The organism is Acinetobacter sp. WC-141 (assembly GCF_000313935.1).
GTDB lineage: Bacteria > Pseudomonadota > Gammaproteobacteria > Pseudomonadales > Moraxellaceae > Acinetobacter.
The window spans coordinates 55,818-72,932 of record NZ_AMSS01000044.1 but is presented as its reverse complement, the minus strand read 5'-3'; the positions used below and the strand labels follow the sequence as shown (position 1 = coordinate 72,932).

At 41.6% G+C, this 17,115-nt stretch carries 15 protein-coding genes; 7 read left to right on the top strand and 8 right to left on the bottom strand.

Translation table 11 applies throughout. From position 1 onward, the window contains the following. The first annotated feature begins 5 nt into the window (after nt 1-5). Complete coding sequence (locus ACINWC141_RS07775) at nt 6-1,235, top strand: alpha/beta hydrolase (RefSeq protein WP_009389988.1); 1,230 nt, start codon at nt 6-8, stop codon at nt 1,233-1,235. Nucleotides 1,236-1,297: 62 nt separating this feature from the next. Here ACINWC141_RS07775 and ACINWC141_RS19490 read toward each other — a convergent pair whose 3' ends face one another. After that, complete coding sequence (locus ACINWC141_RS19490; protein WP_081400062.1) at nt 1,298-1,420, bottom strand: hypothetical protein; 123 nt, start codon at nt 1,418-1,420, stop codon at nt 1,298-1,300. A 60-nt stretch (nt 1,421-1,480) separates the two neighbouring features. Between ACINWC141_RS19490 and glyA the strand changes: the two genes are divergently transcribed. Further along, the gene (gene glyA / locus ACINWC141_RS07770; RefSeq protein WP_003650657.1) at nt 1,481-2,734 is read left to right on the top strand and encodes a serine hydroxymethyltransferase; all 1,254 of its coding nucleotides are present in this window, start codon (nt 1,481-1,483) and stop codon (nt 2,732-2,734) included. Nucleotides 2,735-2,796: 62 nt separating this feature from the next. On the opposite strand, the gene ACINWC141_RS07765 is transcribed toward glyA, so the two are convergent. From ACINWC141_RS07765 to adeF, 3 genes are read right to left on the bottom strand one after another with little or no spacing between them, the layout of a single operon-like run. Further along, nucleotides 2,797-4,272, bottom strand: coding sequence for an efflux transporter outer membrane subunit (locus tag ACINWC141_RS07765; protein WP_009389798.1), 1,476 nt, complete (start codon nt 4,270-4,272; stop codon nt 2,797-2,799). A 12-nt stretch (nt 4,273-4,284) separates the two neighbouring features. Continuing rightward, nucleotides 4,285-7,464: a multidrug efflux RND transporter permease subunit AdeG gene (gene adeG / locus ACINWC141_RS07760; RefSeq protein ID WP_009390010.1), complete on the bottom strand. Its 3,180-nt coding sequence runs from the start codon at nt 7,462-7,464 to the stop codon at nt 4,285-4,287. 6 nt (nt 7,465-7,470) lie between these two features. Next, entirely contained in the window at nt 7,471-8,691 is a 1,221-nt protein-coding gene (gene adeF / locus ACINWC141_RS07755; RefSeq protein ID WP_009389933.1) for a multidrug efflux RND transporter periplasmic adaptor subunit AdeF, read from the bottom strand. Between the two features lie 198 nt (nt 8,692-8,889). Here adeF and ACINWC141_RS07750 point away from each other — a divergent pair, with 198 nt between their 5' ends. The 5 genes from ACINWC141_RS07750 (at nt 8,890) to ACINWC141_RS07730 (ending at nt 13,155) form a co-directional block, all read left to right on the top strand. Further along, nucleotides 8,890-9,918 (top strand): LysR family transcriptional regulator, encoded by a 1,029-nt coding sequence (locus ACINWC141_RS07750; protein ID WP_009389953.1) that lies wholly within the window; start codon nt 8,890-8,892, stop codon nt 9,916-9,918. 174 nt (nt 9,919-10,092) lie between these two features. Next, entirely contained in the window at nt 10,093-10,878 is a 786-nt protein-coding gene (locus tag ACINWC141_RS07745) for an ABC transporter substrate-binding protein (RefSeq protein WP_009389897.1), read from the top strand. 91 nt (nt 10,879-10,969) lie between these two features. After that, a complete protein-coding gene (locus tag ACINWC141_RS07740) occupies nt 10,970-11,659 on the top strand; it encodes an ABC transporter permease (RefSeq protein ID WP_009389945.1) in 690 nt (229 codons plus the stop codon). Continuing rightward, a complete protein-coding gene (locus tag ACINWC141_RS07735; RefSeq protein WP_009389884.1) occupies nt 11,656-12,369 on the top strand; it encodes an ABC transporter permease in 714 nt (237 codons plus the stop codon). Before ACINWC141_RS07740 ends, ACINWC141_RS07735 begins: the two co-directional genes overlap by 4 nt. Nucleotides 12,370-12,378: 9 nt before the next feature. Beyond that, complete coding sequence (locus ACINWC141_RS07730) at nt 12,379-13,155, top strand: ABC transporter ATP-binding protein (protein ID WP_009390022.1); 777 nt, start codon at nt 12,379-12,381, stop codon at nt 13,153-13,155. 138 nt (nt 13,156-13,293) lie between these two features. Here ACINWC141_RS07730 and abeS read toward each other — a convergent pair whose 3' ends face one another. From abeS to ACINWC141_RS07710, 4 genes are all read right to left on the bottom strand, one after another. Further along, a complete protein-coding gene (abeS, locus tag ACINWC141_RS07725; protein WP_003650669.1) occupies nt 13,294-13,623 on the bottom strand; it encodes a multidrug efflux SMR transporter AbeS in 330 nt (109 codons plus the stop codon). A gap of 247 nt (nt 13,624-13,870) precedes the next feature. After that, nucleotides 13,871-14,122: a YfhL family 4Fe-4S dicluster ferredoxin gene (locus ACINWC141_RS07720; protein ID WP_009390021.1), complete on the bottom strand. Its 252-nt coding sequence runs from the start codon at nt 14,120-14,122 to the stop codon at nt 13,871-13,873. A 2-nt stretch (nt 14,123-14,124) separates the two neighbouring features. Beyond that, nucleotides 14,125-15,495, bottom strand: coding sequence for a prephenate-dependent tRNA uridine(34) hydroxylase TrhP (gene trhP, locus ACINWC141_RS07715; RefSeq protein ID WP_009389978.1), 1,371 nt, complete (start codon nt 15,493-15,495; stop codon nt 14,125-14,127). Between the two features lie 56 nt (nt 15,496-15,551). Next, nucleotides 15,552-17,018: an aminotransferase-like domain-containing protein gene (locus ACINWC141_RS07710; RefSeq protein WP_081400061.1), complete on the bottom strand. Its 1,467-nt coding sequence runs from the start codon at nt 17,016-17,018 to the stop codon at nt 15,552-15,554. Nucleotides 17,019-17,115: the final 97 nt, after the last annotated feature.

Below are 17,115 nucleotides of genomic sequence, written 5' to 3'. Positions count from 1 at the left end.
TATCAATGAAAAAGAAACTATTAATGACGAGCGTTCTCAGCACGAGTTTATTTTTAGTCGCTTGTGGAGGAGGAAGTAGCGATGACAGCCCAGCAAATACTAATCCATCTGGAACTCCAACCAATAATATTCAAAACCCAGTAGTTAAAGTAGATGCTTACACAAGTACTAACTTAGGATCAGTTGCTGCAGAAAGTAGTATTTTGACTTATAAAATGTTAGGCCAAAGTGGCCAAGAAGTGCAGGCAACCAGTCTAGTATTTACACCAACTACTCCACCACCAGCAGGCGGTTGGCCAATTGTAGTCTGGGCGCATGGTACTACTGGTGTCGCTGATGCTTGTGCACCAAGTAAGGCCGCTTTAGCAGACAGTACAAAAGATTTAATTAGTAAATTACTTGCAGCGGGTTATGTGGTCGTTGCGCCTGACTATGAAGGTTTAGGCACACCAGGCATACATCCTTTTTTAAATGTTAAAAGTGAGGCTTTTTCAATTACAGATGCGGTGGTTGCAACACGTAACTATTTATCACAGCGTAATTTATTAACTTCAAAAAAATGGCTGACAGTCGGACATTCACAAGGGGGACATGCTGCATTGGGTGCTGCACAATATGCGAGTCGTGCACAGTTAGACTATAAAGGTACTGTAGCCGTAGCACCTGCTTCTAATTTAGGATTTATTTTAGTAGCGGGAGAGCAGTCCGTTGCTACTGCGACCTTAGATAAAAAGATCCCAATGTATGCCCAGCTTGATACATATACTGCGTTAGTTACAGCAGGCATTCGAAATACACAGCCAAGCTTTAATTATTCGCAGGTATTTACTTCACAAACAGAAAGTACAGCACAGCAGGCAGAAACGATTTGTGCAGGGCCATTAGCGCAAACTTTTGCAGTTAATATGCAAACCTACGCAGAAACACATGGCGGCACACTAGATGGTTATACACGTACACAAACTAATTTTATGGGTGTGCCAATTGTTAAGGCATTCTTAGATAAAGATTCGCAGCCGCTACAGGCAAAGGTATCTACACCAATCATCATTTATCAGGGGCTAGCAGATACGACAGTACCTAAAGTAGCAACGGATATCTTGATATCTAATGCCACTGTAGTAGGCACAAAAATTAATAGTTATGTGACCGGTAACTGGGACCATAATACGGCGATGAGTAGTAATGTTGATAACATTGTTGGAAATGTTCAGACTTTGCTAACAGCACAATAGAGTTATTGATATTTAAAGTCTTTTTAATATTTTCATAAGGTGAAGTTAACAATGAAAAAAATTCAAATGTAAGCTTTAAACCAGCTTTTTAACTGATTTATAAATAATGGCTCATTTTTTATAAAACTTGAGCCATTTTTATTTAAAACTGAGCTAACTTCATTCTGTTTAATTATAAAGTTCATGCTACAATATGTCGCAATCTTAGCACGGCTTAAAAGCCCTAATTTATAGGACCCCCGCTAATGTTTGCCAATATTTCCATTTCTGAATTTGATCCAGAATTAGCTCAAGCAATTGCTTCTGAAGGTGAGCGTCAAGAAGCACATATCGAGTTAATTGCATCTGAAAACTATTGCTCTCCTGCTGTGATGGAAGCGCAAGGATCAAAACTTACGAATAAATATGCAGAAGGTTATCCAGGTAAACGCTATTATGGCGGTTGCGAATATGTGGATATCATTGAGCAAATGGCGATTGATCGTGCTAAAGAACTTTTTGGTGCAGATTACGCAAACGTTCAACCACACGCTGGCTCACAAGCTAACTCTGCTGTTTATCTAGCACTTCTTAACCCAGGCGATACTGTTTTAGGTATGAGCTTGGCTCACGGTGGTCACTTGACTCACGGTGCTAAAGTAAGCTTCTCTGGTAAAACTTATAATGCAGTTCAATACGGTCTAAACTCTGAAACTGGTGAGATCGATTACGAAGAAGTTGAACGTTTAGCATTAGAGCATAAGCCACGTATGATCGTTGCTGGTTTTTCTGCTTACAGCCGTGTTGTAGATTGGCAACGTTTCCGTGACATCGCGGACAAAGTTGGCGCGTACCTTTTTGTTGATATGGCTCACGTTGCAGGTCTTGTTGCTGCTGGTGTATATCCAAACCCAGTTCAAATTGCTGACGTAACCACAACTACGACTCACAAAACACTTCGTGGTCCACGTTCTGGTTTAATCCTTGCGAAAGCGAATGAAGAAATCGAGAAAAAACTTCAATCAGCTGTATTCCCTGGTAACCAAGGTGGTCCATTAATGCATGCGATTGCTGCTAAAGCAATCTGCTTCAAAGAAGCAATGTCTGATGACTTTAAAGCTTACCAACAACAAGTTGTGAAAAATGCTCAAGCTATGGCTGAAGTATTAATCGCTCGTGGCTATGACGTTGTTTCTGGCGGTACTGACAACCACTTATTCTTGTTATCTTTAATCAAACAAGATGTAACTGGTAAAGAAGCAGATGCTTGGTTAGGTGCTGCTCACATTACTGTGAACAAAAACTCAGTTCCAAATGACCCACGTTCTCCATTTGTGACTTCTGGTATCCGTATCGGTACTCCAGCGGTAACAACTCGTGGTTTTGGTGAAGCTGAAGTTCGTGAACTTGCTGGTTGGATCGCTGACGTGATTGACAGCAAAGGTGACGAAAAAGTTATTGCTGACGTAAAAGCGAAAGTTGAAACTGTTTGTGCAAAATTCCCTGTATACGCACAATAAGTTGTAGATATAAAAAAAGCGCCATATGGCGCTTTTTTTATATCAAGTTAATTAGGTAAGAATTAACTTTTAGATTTTATCAATGGTTCGGCATCATGCCAGCCACCACCTAATGCGCGGATTAAATCTACACTAGCCATCATTCTACTGCCGTTAAGCTGTGCAGAGAGTTGCTCTTGTTGCAAAATAGTGCGGTCAGAGTCAATCACATCAAGATAACTAATTGCACCTTCTCGATAACGTAGATGAGAAAGCTGATTTGCATGACGAGAAGAGGAGAGTGCTTGGTTTTGAGCCTGAATTTGCTGATCGAGAATACGTTGATCGGACAAGCCATTTTCAACTTCGCGAAATGCATTTAATACGGTTTGGCGATAGTTTGCGACACTTTCTTCATAGGCAGCTCGTGCTTGAGCAACGCCAGCCTTCCGTTGTCCGCCGTCAAATAATGGCAAAGATAAAATAGTGCCTGCAACTGGACCAAGTAAGAATGTACGGCTGGACCATTTACCCAACTCACCTAAAGTTGATGATTCATAACCGAGCGCACCTGTTAGGTCCAGTTTTGGGAAGAACGCAGCACGCGCAATTCCAATACGCGCATTATCTGCTGCCATAGCACGTTCAGCCGCAGCAATGTCCGGTCGTCTTTCTAGTAAAGCTGAAGGTAAACCTGCTGGAAGACGAAGACTATTTGCAGTTAATGGTTGAGTTGCCAAGCTAAAATCAGCAGGTGTTTTGCCTAACAATACTGCAAGTGCATGCTCTGCATTCGCTCGGTTACGAGCGATGTTCAGTGCATTGGTTTGTGCTGCAGCCAGTTCAGTCTGTGCGCGAGAAACATCTAATTCACTGACTAAACCATTTCTAAAACGTGTTTGAACTAAGTCTCGTGTCTCGCCAAGCAATTTAATTGTGCGATTATAAATTGCTTGTTCAGCATCTAACTGACGAATCAGAAAATAACCTTGAGCAACATCTGCTTGTAATGCTAAAAGTGCTGACTGATATAAAGCTTCTTGTTGCTGTACATCAGCTGTTGCTGCATTGACACTACTGGCAATACGGCCAAATAAATCGAGCTCATACGATACATTCGCTTGAGCACGCCATAAGGTTTGTGCAGATGTATGGGCATTTTCGTCTAAACCTAATGAAGCGGGAGAAGGTTTTTGACGAGTTGGTCCAAAGCCAGCACCAATACTTGGCAAACGTTCAGCTTGTGCTGCTGAACGTAACGCACGTGAAGCTTGAATATTAGCCGCTGCCGCTTTAAGACTCTGGTTTCCAGAAATGGCTTGTTGTTCAAGCTCATTCAACTGAGCATCATTAAAAACACGCCACCACTCACCTCGAATCTGCTGATCGGCAGGTTGGGCAATTTTCCAATTATTGTCTTCAAATTTAGGATCAGACTCTTTAAATTTAACTGGAACTATCACCTTTGCAGGTTGATATTCTGGAGCCAAAGAGCAGCCTGCAAGGAGCAGGCTTCCCATGAGTGAGGACAATAATAAGCTTTGTTTTGTTGTAGCCATCAAATATCCTCCTTAATGATCATGTGGGGTAGATAAAGGTGCTTCATGAACTGCTGCTGAGTGCAATTTATGTTTGCTGTTCAGTGTACGAATCAGCACATAAAAGGCAGGGGTCAGGAACAAACCAAACAGCGTTACACCGATCATGCCGAAGAACACAGCAATACCCATGGCATGACGCATTTCAGAACCTGCACCAGTTGAGGTAACAAGTGGGACTACACCCATAATAAATGCAATAGAAGTCATTAAAATTGGACGTAAACGTAGACGACTTGCTTCAACAGCTGCTTTAAAGGCAGTTGCACCTTGCATTTCAAGCTCCCGTGCAAATTCGACAATTAATATGGCATTTTTACAGGCCAGCCCGACCAGCACCATCAGACCAATTTGGGTAAAGATGTTGTTATCTCCACCTGTTAGCCAGACACCTGTCAGAGCTGCCAAGATTCCCATCGGTACAATTAAAATTACAGCTAAAGGCAAAGTTAGACTTTCATATTGAGCAGCTAAAACTAAGAACACCAGTAATACACTAATTGGGAATACCCAAAGTCCTGCATTACCTGCCAAGATTTTTTGATACGTTAAATCTGTCCATTCGAACTTAATACCACGTGGTAGAGTTTGAGCAGCAATACGTTCAACCGCAGCTTCTGCTTGGCTAGATGAATAACCCGGTGCAGGGCCGCCGTTAATATCCGCTGAGGTATAGCCGTTATAACGAACCACCATTTCTGGACCGTAAGTTTGTGTCACATTGACCAGTGATGACAATGGCACCATTTGTCCGGCACTGTTTCGGGTTTTAAGCTGCAAAATATCTTCAGGGTTAGCACGGAAAGGCGCATCGGCTTGTGCACGGACCTGATAAACACGTCCAAAACGGTTAAAGTCATTAACGTACTGAGAGCCTAAATAAATCTGCATGGTATTAAAGACATCTGTCACAGCAACACCTTGCTGTTTGGCTTTTACACGGTCCAGATCTACGTTTAGTTGAGGTACGTTAATTTGATAACTTGAGAACATTGGACCAAGTTCAGGCGCTGACTGAGCTGCTTTCATAAAGTTTTGTGCAGCATCATTTAAGGCTGAATAGCCTAAGGCACCTCGGTCTTCGAGTTGGAGTTTAAAGCCGCCCATGGTCCCTAAACCCATCACTGGTGGTGGTGGGAAAACCGCAATATAGGCATCTTGAATGGCTGAATATTTCTGGTTGAGAGCACCAGCAATTGCATTTGCAGATAAGTCTTTAGCCTTACGTTCATCAAATGGCTTTAAGGTCACAAAGACAATACCAGCGCTTGAGCTGTTGGTAAAACCGTTAATTGAGAGGCCGGGGAAGGCAACAGCACTTTCTACACCAGGTTGTTTAAGTGCGGTGTCACTCATTTTACGGATGACTGCTTCGGTACGATCTAATGACGCACCATTTGGCAGTTGAGCAAAGCTAATCAAATATTGTTTGTCTTGAGCAGGAACGAAACCACCCGGAACAATATAGGAAATACCAACGGTTAAACCTAAAAGTGCTGCATAGACGCCCATTGCGGATGCTTTGTGTGAGATGACACGACTCACACCTTTACCGTAACGATCTGAGGTACGTGTAAATACGCGGTTAAACAGCGCAAAGAAACGTCCAAATACACGGTTCATAATGCGTGTTAGTGCATCTGGTTTTGCATCATGTCCTTTTAGTAACATGGCTGCTAAAGCAGGAGACAGAGTAAGCGAGTTAAATGCTGAAATGACTGTTGAAATGGCAATGGTCATAGCAAATTGTTTATAGAACTGACCAGTTAAGCCCGTCATAAAAGCAAGAGGAACGAACACGGCAACCAGTGTTAAAGCAATGGCAACAATCGGTCCGCTCACTTCTCGCATGGCCCGATAAGTTGCATCTCTTGGACTCAAGCCTGCTTCAATATTCCGCTCGACATTTTCGACGACCACAATGGCGTCATCGACCACAATCCCGATGGCAAGTACCATCCCGAACAGTGAAAGTGCATTAATTGAGTAACCAAAAGCAAGCATGAGCGCGAATGTACCAATAATTGAAACTGGTACTGCAAGCAATGGAATGATTGAGGCACGCCATGTTTGTAAGAATAAAATAACAACAACAACTACCAGTGCAATCGCTTCAAGTAAAGTATGAACAACCGCTTTAATACTGGCACGTACGAATTGAGTTGGGTCATACACAATGTCGTATTTAATTGAAGATGGAAAATCTTTTGAAAGTTCTTTCATCGTGCTACGCACTTGATCAGAAACTTGCAAAGCATTAGCGCCCGGCGCTTGGAAAATCGGAATTGCGACCGCTTGTTTATTATCGAGTAATGAACGCAAGCCATATTGCGAGGCTGCAAGTTCAACACGTGCAACATCACCCAATCGGGTGACCGCGCCATCAGGAGCAGTTTTTAAAATAATATCTGCAAACTCTTGCTCAGTCGTTAAACGACCTTGAGCATTCACTGAAAGTTGTACAGGAGAATTAGTGGGTGATGCACCGATTGTACCTGCTGCAACCTGAATGTTTTGTTCGCGGATTGCACTCACAATTTCAGTTGCTGTGAGATTACGTTGTGCAACTTTTTGTGGGTCAAGCCACACACGCATCGCGTAGTCACCAGAACCAAATAAACCGACTTCACCTACACCTTGTAAGCGCGCCAAACGATCTTTTACGTTAAGCACTGCGTAATTACGCAAGTAGGTCATGTCATAGCGATTATCTGGTGAAGTCAGATGCACAACCATGGTTAAAGTCGGTGAGCTTTTTAAGGTAGTAACACCCAAACGCTGAACGTCTTCAGGTAAACGAGGCAATGCTTGCGACACACGGTTTTGAACCAATTGCTGAGCTTTATCTGGGTCAATACCGAGCTTAAAGTTCACTGTAATGGTTAAGTTACCGTCGCTGTTTGCTTGAGATTGCATATACAGCATGTCTTCTACACCGTTGATCGACTCTTCAAGCGGAGAAGCAACAGTTTCAGCCATTACTTTCGGGTTAGCACCCGGATATTGAGCACGTACCACCACAGATGGCGGAACAACTTCCGGATATTCAGAAATCGGTAATTTAAATACCGAAAGTAAACCGGCAAGTAGAATCAATACTGATAACACACCAGCAAAGATCGGCCGATCAATAAAAAATTTAGAAATATTCATATGTGATTAACCTTTTGCCGGAGTTGATGTTTTATCTGTTGGCTGAGGTTGAGGAGTAGTGCTGCTCGCAGTGATTTGTGCATTTGGCATCGGAACGAGGTGGGGGGTAACAGGATCACCCGGACGAATTCGCTGTAAACCATTTACCACAATACGATCACCTGCTTGTAAGCCACTATTCACGATTTGCAAGCCATCTTGTTGGGTGCCAAGTTTTACTTCACGGTAAGCGGTCTGATTTTTAGCATCGACTACAATAACAAAACGTTTATCTTGATCGACGCCGACTGCGGTTGGGCTAATCAGGATCGCTGAACGTGGTTGACCACCACCTAAACGGATTCGTGCATATAAGCCTGGTAATAAAACTCCGTTTGGATTATCGAAAGTCGCGCGGACACGAATCGTACCAGAGGTCGTATCTAGGTTATTGTCGATTGAGTTGATCGTTCCTTCACGAGAAAAACCTGTTTCATTGGCAAGTCCCATATAGACAGGAACTTGTGCAGAGTTACGCTGGTTACTGATGTATTTGAGGTAAGTTTGTTCATCCACATCGAAAGATGCGTAAAGGCGAGAGACAGACACTAAACTTGTTAAAACCTGTGCTCCATTTCCTGCAGAAACTACGTTGCCTACGGTTACTTCGGCACGAGAAATTCGACCACTGACTGGTGCAGTAATACGGGTGTACTCAAGATTTAAACGTGCAGACTGAACGGCTGCTCTAGCGGCTTGCAGGTTGGCATTGGCTGAGCGCGCATCATTTTCTGCCAGATCTAGCTCTTGGCGTGATACAGCGTTACTTTGAATGAGGCGTTGAATACGGGAAAGATTAGAACCCGTATAAGTGACTTGTGCTTCAGCCGAAGCGAGTTGAGCTTGGGCACGATTGAGTTCTGCTTCGAAAGGACGCGGGTCAATTGTAAAAAGCAAATCACCTTTTCTAACGAGGCTTCCATCTTTGAAGTGTACAGCAATGAGTTTGCCCGAGACTTGAGGGCGAATATCGACTTGGTCGATCGCTTCTAGGCGACCGGAATATTCTTGCCAATCGGTAATGGTTTTGCTGATGACATTGGAAATATCAACAGTAGCAGCTTGTTGGGCTGTCGTCGGTGCAGCTTTTGCATCGGCATTTTCATGTAAAAACATAAAACTGCCACCCGTTGCCAAAATGGCGACAAAGATGGCAGACAGCGCGAACTGTTTGCGAGAAAATGACATGAGGTGCTCCTACTTATTTGGATACCTGTTTTTCAGACTTTTAATTATGGTCCGTATGGGAGAAACAGGGTTTATGGGATGGACGGAGCATAAAAGTTTGTCAATCACGAATAAATATATTAAATTCGATAACACTATTCGTATTTTTATAACAATTGATGTATTTGAATGAAAAAATGCATTGATAGGAGTGTGCGTGTGGATCTATTTCATGCGATGAGAGTATTTAACAAAGTTGTCGAAACAAATAGTTTCAGTTTAGCGGCTGACAGTTTAGGCCTACCGCGTGCTTCTGTGACGACAACGATTCAAGGTTTAGAGAAGCATTTACAGGTTCGCTTATTGAACCGAACCACTCGTAAACTTAGTTTGACACCAGACGGTGCGGTTTATTATGAACGTACTGCGCGAATTTTAGCCGATGTTGAAGATGTTGAATCGAATTTCCATGATTCGGAACGTGGACCACGAGGACGTCTACGCATTGATGTTAAAGCTTCAATCGGACGACTCATTCTGATTCCAATGCTTTGTGATTTTCATGCCAAGTATCCCGATATTGATTTGGTGATTGGAATGAGTGATCGTCCTGTCGATTTGGTACAAGATGCGGTGGACTGTGTCATTCGTATTGGTCAGTTGAAAGATTCAAGTTTGGTTGCACGCCGTATCGGAACAATTCAGTGTGTGACGGTTGCTGCACCTCGTTACTTGGCGGAACATGGCGAACCCAAAACTATTGATGACTTAAAAAAACATCAGGTCGTGCATTACTTTAACAGTCGTACTGGACGCAATATCGACTGGGATTTTATGGTGGATGGTGAGATTCATAGCGTTGGTGTGAAAGGGCGTGTTTCTGTCAACGATGGCGATTCATATGTTGATTTGGCTGTACAAGGTTTTGGTTTAATTCAATGCCCATATTACATGGTGGCGAAACATCTAGAAGATGGCACGCTCAAGGAAGTGCTGACTGAATGGTTGCCTGCACCTATGCCAATATCAGTCGTATATCTACAAAACCGTCATTTATCACCTAAAGTTCGAGTGTTTGTGGATTGGGTGGCTGAATTATTTGCTGGTTGTCCATTGTTGAGTGGTTGCTCAATGCTATGGGATCAGAAATGTGAATTTGCCAGTGCTAAAGAACATAACCATGAATATACCATTCGGACATTGGTCGAAAATGAAAATATGGCAGAAGCCTATGCACTCAAAAATTAGTCTCGTCGTTTGAATGATTTTTCAGCATTTAATCAGGTCATATGATCTGCTGTTTTGACATCTTCATAAATCCTTAATTTATGGTATAGAAATTGCAATTATTTCGACAGAAGAGTAAGTTAGAAATACTCAAATTTTTATCACCTTATTTGGATTTTAAGGAGAAGCTTCAAGATGGCAAGCTTTATGAAAAAAATGTTCGTTTCAACAACCTTAGTTTTGGCTGCTGTTGCAACGAATGTACAAGCAAAGGATTGGAAGGTGATTCGTTTTGGTACGGAGTCCTCTTATGCACCGTTTGAATATAAAACACCAGATGGCAAGTTAACTGGTTTTGACGTTGATTTAGGTAATGCCGTTTGTGCAAAACTCAAAGCTAAATGTGTTTGGGTTGAAAACTCTTTTGATGGGATGATTCCGGCACTTAAAGCGAAAAAGTTTGATGGCATTCTTTCATCAATGACGGTCACTGATGAACGTGCAAAACAAATTTTGTTTAGTAGCAAAATCTATAATACGCCAACGCGTATGGTCGCAAAAAAAGGCTCACCATTATTACCGACAGCGGCATCATTGAAAGGTAAGCGTGTAGGCGTACAACAGGGCACAATTCAAGAAACTTACGCTAAAACCTATTGGGCACCAAAAGGTGTGAGTGTTGTTCCTTATCCAACTCAAGATTTGATTTACCAAGACATGATGTCTGGTCGTTTGGATGCAACTTTACAAGATGCAATCATGGTTGATGGGGCTTTCTTAAAACAACCAAAAGGCAAAAACTTCGCTTTTGTCGGTGGCAATGTAGTTGATGCAAAAACACTGGGCGTAGGCGCAGCGATTGGTTTACGCAAAGAAGATGCAGATTTGAAAGCGAATATTGATAAAGCACTCGCAGCAATCATTGCGGATGGTACATACAAGAAACTAGAGAAAAAATATTTCTCCTTTAACATTTACTAATGATGTGAAAAATGTCGGCTTAGTGCCGACATTTTTAAATCTATTCTCATCTCATCAATATTAGATATGGTTTTTAAGGAGAAGATGAGTCATGTTTTTATCTGGCTATGGACCACTCCTTCTCAGCGGGACATGGATGACGCTACAGCTTGCACTATTGTCACTTTTGCTTTCTGTCATTATTGGCTTAATTGGTGCGAGTTCAAAACTCTCTAATATTAAAGCATTACGCTATATTGCGACCGCCTATACCACACTCATCCGTAGTGTGCCTGATTTGGTCATTATGCTGCTGTTATTTTACAGCTTACAGTTAGGTTTAAACCAAATTACTGAATCACTGCAAATGGACCAAATTGACATCAACCCATTTGTCGCTGGTGTGATTACTTTAGCGTTCATTTATGGTGCATATTTTACAGAGACCTTTCGTGGTGCATTTCAATCGGTTCCAACGGGTCAAATTGAAGCAGCAATGGCTTATGGTATGACCCCTTGGCAGGTTTTTCGCCGTGTATTATTCCCTCAAATGATGCGTTTTGCATTGCCAGGTATTGGTAATAATTGGCAGGTTTTGATTAAGGCAACTGCTCTGGTTTCCATTATTGGCCTGACTGATATTGTAAAAATTACGCAAGATGCGGGTAGAAGTACCATGCAACTGTTCTTTTTCAGCATCGTGGCTGCTGCGATTTATTTGGCAATTACCACTATGTCAAACCTCATTTTAATGTGGCTTGAACGTCGTTATTCTGCTGGTGTGAGGAAGGGACAATTATGATTGAAATCCTTCAACAATATTGGCAGGCATACCTTTGGACAGATGGCTTACAAATGACCGGTGTCGCGATGACTGCTTGGTTATTGGTGCTTTCTATTAGTATTGGTTTTGTGCTTGCGGTGCCTTTATCCCTTGCACGAGTATCAGAAAGTCTTTGGTTGCGTGGCCCCGTTTGGTTATTTACCTACGTTTTTCGTGGCACACCACTGTACATCCAATTGCTGATTATTTACTCGGGCATTTACAGCTTTGATTACGTCCATGAACATCAGACGCTCGATGCATTTTTTCGAGAGGGCATAAATTGCACCATTTTGGCATTCGCGCTCAATACTGGTGCATATACGACTGAAATCTTTGCTGGAGCGATTCGTTCTATTCCACATGGCGAGATTGAAGCCGCCCAAGCTTTTGGTATGTCAAAATGGAAACTCTACACACGTATTATCATTCCATCGATGTTACGCCGTGCTTTGCCATTTTACGGTAACGAAGTCATTTTGATGTTGCATGCGACAACCATTGCATTTACAGCAACTGTTCCTGATATTTTAAAAATTGCGCGTGATGTAAATGCGGCAACCTATGACACCTTTAATGCTTTTGGGATTGCCGCGGTGTTATATGCGATGCTGGCATTTATTTTGATTTGGATATTTCGTCGGCTTGAAAAACGTTGGTTGGCATTTTTAAAGCCATCGAATCATTAGGAGTTATAAATGGAACAAGTGGCAAAACTAGTGATTCGTGATTTACACAAAACATTTGGCGATCATGAAGTACTAAAAGGAATATCACTTGATGCAAATGCTGGTGATGTAATTAGTATTATTGGTTCATCTGGTTCAGGTAAAAGTACTTTGCTGCGTTGTATCAACTTTTTAGAGCAACCGAGCAATGGCACCATTAAGCTCAATGGCGAAAAACTACGTACCGTCTTTGATAAAAAAGGCAATTTAAAAGTGGTTGATTCAAAGCAACTACAGAAAATGCGTACTCAGCTCATGATGGTGTTTCAGCACTTTAATTTATGGTCTCACATGACAGTGCTTGAAAATGTCATTGAAGGGCCAATTCACGTACTCGGAGTTAAACGTGCTGAGGCAGAAGAACGTGCACGGAAATATCTACGTAAAGTTGGATTACCTGAAAGCGTTGAAAGTAAATATCCAGCATTTTTATCTGGTGGTCAGCAGCAACGTGTAGCGATTGCTCGTGCTTTGGCGATGGAACCGGAAGTCATGTTGTTTGATGAGCCAACCAGTGCGCTTGACCCAGAGTTAGTGGGCGAAGTACTGAAAGTAATGCAGGGTTTGGCTGAAGAAGGGCGTACCATGATTGTGGTAACACATGAAATGGGCTTTGCACGTCATGTATCTAATCAAGTGATTTTCTTGCATCAAGGGAAAATTGAGGAACAGGGCCATCCTGATGAAGTACTCAATAATCCGAAAAGTGAACGTTTAAAACAATTTTTGACGGGCAGTTTGAAATAAGCTGTTCATACTCGGTTGCTTACTGGCAGATATATTGTTCAGGCACGAGTGTTAAAAATTTAAAGTTATTTTTATTGTATTTTAAACATTTAGGCACCCTAGACCAATAAGGTACTACGGGTGCTTTTTAATTGTAATTTATAGATGGGTATTTTTAGAAAATACATTAATAATGATAATACCTGCGATCATTAAAGTAAGACCAATACAGGCTGCCAAGTCTAAATGCTGTTTATAAAATATCCAGCCAATTGCAGAGATTAAAATAATACCTGCACCCGACCAAATGGCATATGCGATTCCGATCGGAATCGTTTTTAGCGTAAGGGACAATAAATAAAAAGCAATTGCATAGCCCACAACTGTAATGATGGATGGAATAGGAACAGTAAAACCTTGAGATGCTTTTAAGGCTGAAGTTGCAATGACTTCACAAGCAATCGCAATTGCTAAATAAAGATAAGACATGGGGAGCTGCGCCAGAATGAGTTTTAATCAATCTACATGAAATGTTGAAATGGTTTGGCAGTTTTAACGATTGTTTAATTTTTTTGGTACAAAAATACCAGTAAATCAAACTGAACTGATAAATTGATTTTAACACTAGCAAAGTGACCTCAGCTATTTATTCGTTTATTTAATCATTGAGCTGCATAGTTATTTAAGAGGATCAGCGACTTTAGCCTGATCCTCGATAGGCTTTTTAAAAAATAGATTAGCCGAGTATATTTAATCCCTTAAATTTCTCTAACAGTTGTTCTTTATTTTCAATATGCGCAGGGTCTGGTTTTATGCAATCGATAGGGCAAACCGCTTTACATGTTGGCGCATCGTAAAAGCCTACACACTCGGTACAACGAAGTGGATCAATTTCATAAACTTTGCTCCCTTCAAAAATAGCGATGTTCGGGCATTCCGGTAAGCACATATCACAATTGATGCAGTCACTGGTAATCAAAAGTGCCATTTTCAACTCGCTGAATAAGCTAATGTAGAGGCAGTAATGTTTTCCTTGGCATGCGGCAAATTGCGTATGAGTAGGGCATAACTAACATCAACATTTTGTAAGAGTGGAATCTCAACAAAATACCCCGAACCTTTAGCATCTGTAATTGGGTTACCTTTTAAATCACGCATTTCGGTTAAGGTAAAGGTGATGTTGCCTTGAGGCGTCATGAGTTCAAGTGAGTCGCCAACCACAAAACGGTTTTTAACTTCGATGCGAATATAATCACCGTGACGTTCTAAAACCTCTCCACAAAATTGTTGATAGTCAAAATGTGATGAACCATCGGCATAGTTTTGATATTCGCTATGGACATGACGTCTTAAAAAACCTTCGGTGTAACCACGGTTCGCCAACCCTTCGAGCTGAGCCATTAAGCTTGCGTCAAATGGTTTATCTGCTAAAGCATCATCAATGGCTTTTCGATAAATTTGAGCAGTGCGGGCACAGTAAAAATATGATTTAGTACGACCTTCAATTTTGAGTGAGGCGATGCCCATTTTGGTTAAACGATCTACATGTTGTACCGCACGTAAATCTTTAGAGTTCATAAAATAGGTGCCGTGTTCATCTTCTTCGGCAGCAAACATTTCTTCATCATTGCGTTGTACCAACAACGTTTGAGCCGAGGTTGTCTCTGATTGTGCTGATGAGCAGCAAGACTTTTCTGAGGTGTTGAGTTGAGTGACGGGAATCACATCGCCGTTTGCATCTTCTCGGGCTTCATGCAACTTATAGTCCCAACGGCAAGCATTGGTACAAGCACCTTGGTTGGCATCACGTTTGTTCATATAACCAGAAAGTAAACAACGGCCTGAATAGGCCATGCATAGTGCACCATGTACAAAAACTTCTAGTTCAATGTCTGGCACATGTTGCTGGATTTCTTCTATTTCTTCTAATGACAACTCACGCGATAAAATCACACGGCTTAAACCGTAATCTTTCCAAAATTTAACAGTGGCCCAGTTAATGGCGTTGGCTTGAACCGATAGATGAATTTGGACCTCTGGGAAATGTTCTCTCACCATCATAATTAAGCCCGGGTCAGACATAATGAGTGCATCTGGCTGCATCGCTACAATAGGTTCAAGATCACGAATAAAGTTTTTTAATTTGCTGTTATGTGGCTGAATATTCACCACAACATAAAACTTTTTACCCAAAGCGTGGGCTTCATCAATCCCAATTTTTAAGTTGTCATGATCAAAAGCATTATTACGCACACGTAAACTATAACGTGGTTGGCCTGCATATACGGCATCTGCACCATAGGCAAAAGCATAGCGCATGTTTTTAAGTGAACCTGCGGGAGAGAGAAGCTCAGTTTTCATAAAATAAAAGGCATAAAAAATATATGGGTTTATTTTATTAACTCTGCATTTTTGATTCAACCTACTGAATTAGTAGGGATTTGATCTAAATCTCTTTGCGCGGGTAGCATGTTTTTTGCTAACTCTCCTAAGCGCATCAAAGCATTTAACATTTTAGGGTTTAATTCGAAACACGCTGCTATACGTAAACAATGACTAAAACGTTTATCAGCCGAACATAAAATTCCTGGCATGCATAAGATTTTTTCATCCATTGCCTGATGAAACAGTTCTAGTGCATCAATAGATTCGGGCAACTCTAACCATAAAATAAATCCCGCTTGCGGACGACTCACACGGGTACCGAATGGAAAATAACGACAAATATAAGATTTAATGGCGTCAATTTGCTGTTGATAGCGTTTCTTGAGCTGCCTTAAGTGTAGGTCATAACCACCATTTTCTAAGAAAAGTCCTAAAGTTTCTGTAAGTAGAGCTGGCTCGGCAACTGTCGTTGTAAATTTCAGTTGCTGCACAATGTTACGAAAGCGCCCAGCTTCTAGCCAACCAATTCGATAGTCTGGTGCTACAGTTTTGGTATAGCTACCACACACCAAAACCCATCCATTTTGGTCAAATGCCTTAATGTTTGGAATGAGAGGTTCACTCAGTTGCAGTTCGGCGTACATTGCATCTTCAATGATGGGAACCTGAAATTGATTAGCGAGCTCGGCTAAGCGACGGCGGCTGCTTTCAGGCATGCTAAAACCGAGAGGATTGTGTCCTGTTGGAATAGTTAATATGGCTTGTACACTTTTAGATTTTAAGAGTTCTTCAAGAGCATCTAGGCACATACCTGTATGTGGTGAAGTTGGAACTTCTACAATTTTTCGACCTAAATTATGAAGAAGCGGGTACAGATTGTGAAATGTAGGGATCTCAAGTGCAATGCTGTCACCGGCTTGAGTCGTTGCCATAATCGCGAGACTTAAAGCCTCCATGGTGCCGTGAGTCAGCACAACGTCATCTGCTGAAAGAAACATACCAAGCTGTAAGCCTCGCCTAGCAATTTGAGTACGTAAACGTATGGATCCAGGCGGTAAAGTATAGTTTTTAAAAATGTCCGGCTGTGTTCGTAAAACCTGTGCAGTTAAGCGTTTTAAGCGGTCAATCGGATAGAAATTTTCACCAGCAGGGCAAGCTAAAGCCAAATTGATATAGTCGGGGTCCATCTGTTTTTTAACAATTTGCGCGAGAAAACAGCTAATTCCTGAAAGTGATACTTTTTCTTCACTGACATAACGCTCTTCGAGCTCTAGCAAGTTCGAAGGTGCATGACAAACATAGTAACCAGACTGGGGGCGAACAGAAATTAAACCTTGGTCTTCAAGCTGACGATAAGCTTCTTTTACGGTGTTAATGCTGACCTGATAATGATTTGCGCAGTCGCGAATTGATGGTAAGCGTGAACCAATAGGCTGCCTGCCATTCTGAATTTGCAGGGTTAGGTCATCACTCACTTTTTTATATTTGTACATGTCAATTCATTAAAAAACCAAAGCAATGGTTACACTTTATAGCGATCTCTTATTTAACTCAAATATTGTGATGACTTTAAATTGGTCGGTTTATTTATGATTT

Coding starts and splice junctions, on each gene's coding strand:
- ACINWC141_RS07775 (WP_009389988.1), top strand. CDS start 6: ATGAAAAAGAAACTATTAATGACGAGCGTTCTCAGCACGAGTTTATTT.
- ACINWC141_RS19490 (WP_081400062.1), bottom strand. CDS start 1,420: ATGAACTTTATAATTAAACAGAATGAAGTTAGCTCAGTTTTAAATAAA.
- glyA (WP_003650657.1), top strand. CDS start 1,481: ATGTTTGCCAATATTTCCATTTCTGAATTTGATCCAGAATTAGCTCAA.
- ACINWC141_RS07765 (WP_009389798.1), bottom strand. CDS start 4,272: ATGGCTACAACAAAACAAAGCTTATTATTGTCCTCACTCATGGGAAGC.
- adeG (WP_009390010.1), bottom strand. CDS start 7,464: ATGAATATTTCTAAATTTTTTATTGATCGGCCGATCTTTGCTGGTGTG.
- adeF (WP_009389933.1), bottom strand. CDS start 8,691: ATGTCATTTTCTCGCAAACAGTTCGCGCTGTCTGCCATCTTTGTCGCC.
- ACINWC141_RS07745 (WP_009389897.1), top strand. CDS start 10,093: ATGGCAAGCTTTATGAAAAAAATGTTCGTTTCAACAACCTTAGTTTTG.
- ACINWC141_RS07740 (WP_009389945.1), top strand. CDS start 10,970: ATGTTTTTATCTGGCTATGGACCACTCCTTCTCAGCGGGACATGGATG.
- ACINWC141_RS07735 (WP_009389884.1), top strand. CDS start 11,656: ATGATTGAAATCCTTCAACAATATTGGCAGGCATACCTTTGGACAGAT.
- ACINWC141_RS07730 (WP_009390022.1), top strand. CDS start 12,379: ATGGAACAAGTGGCAAAACTAGTGATTCGTGATTTACACAAAACATTT.
- abeS (WP_003650669.1), bottom strand. CDS start 13,623: ATGTCTTATCTTTATTTAGCAATTGCGATTGCTTGTGAAGTCATTGCA.
- ACINWC141_RS07720 (WP_009390021.1), bottom strand. CDS start 14,122: ATGGCACTTTTGATTACCAGTGACTGCATCAATTGTGATATGTGCTTA.
- trhP (WP_009389978.1), bottom strand. CDS start 15,495: ATGAAAACTGAGCTTCTCTCTCCCGCAGGTTCACTTAAAAACATGCGC.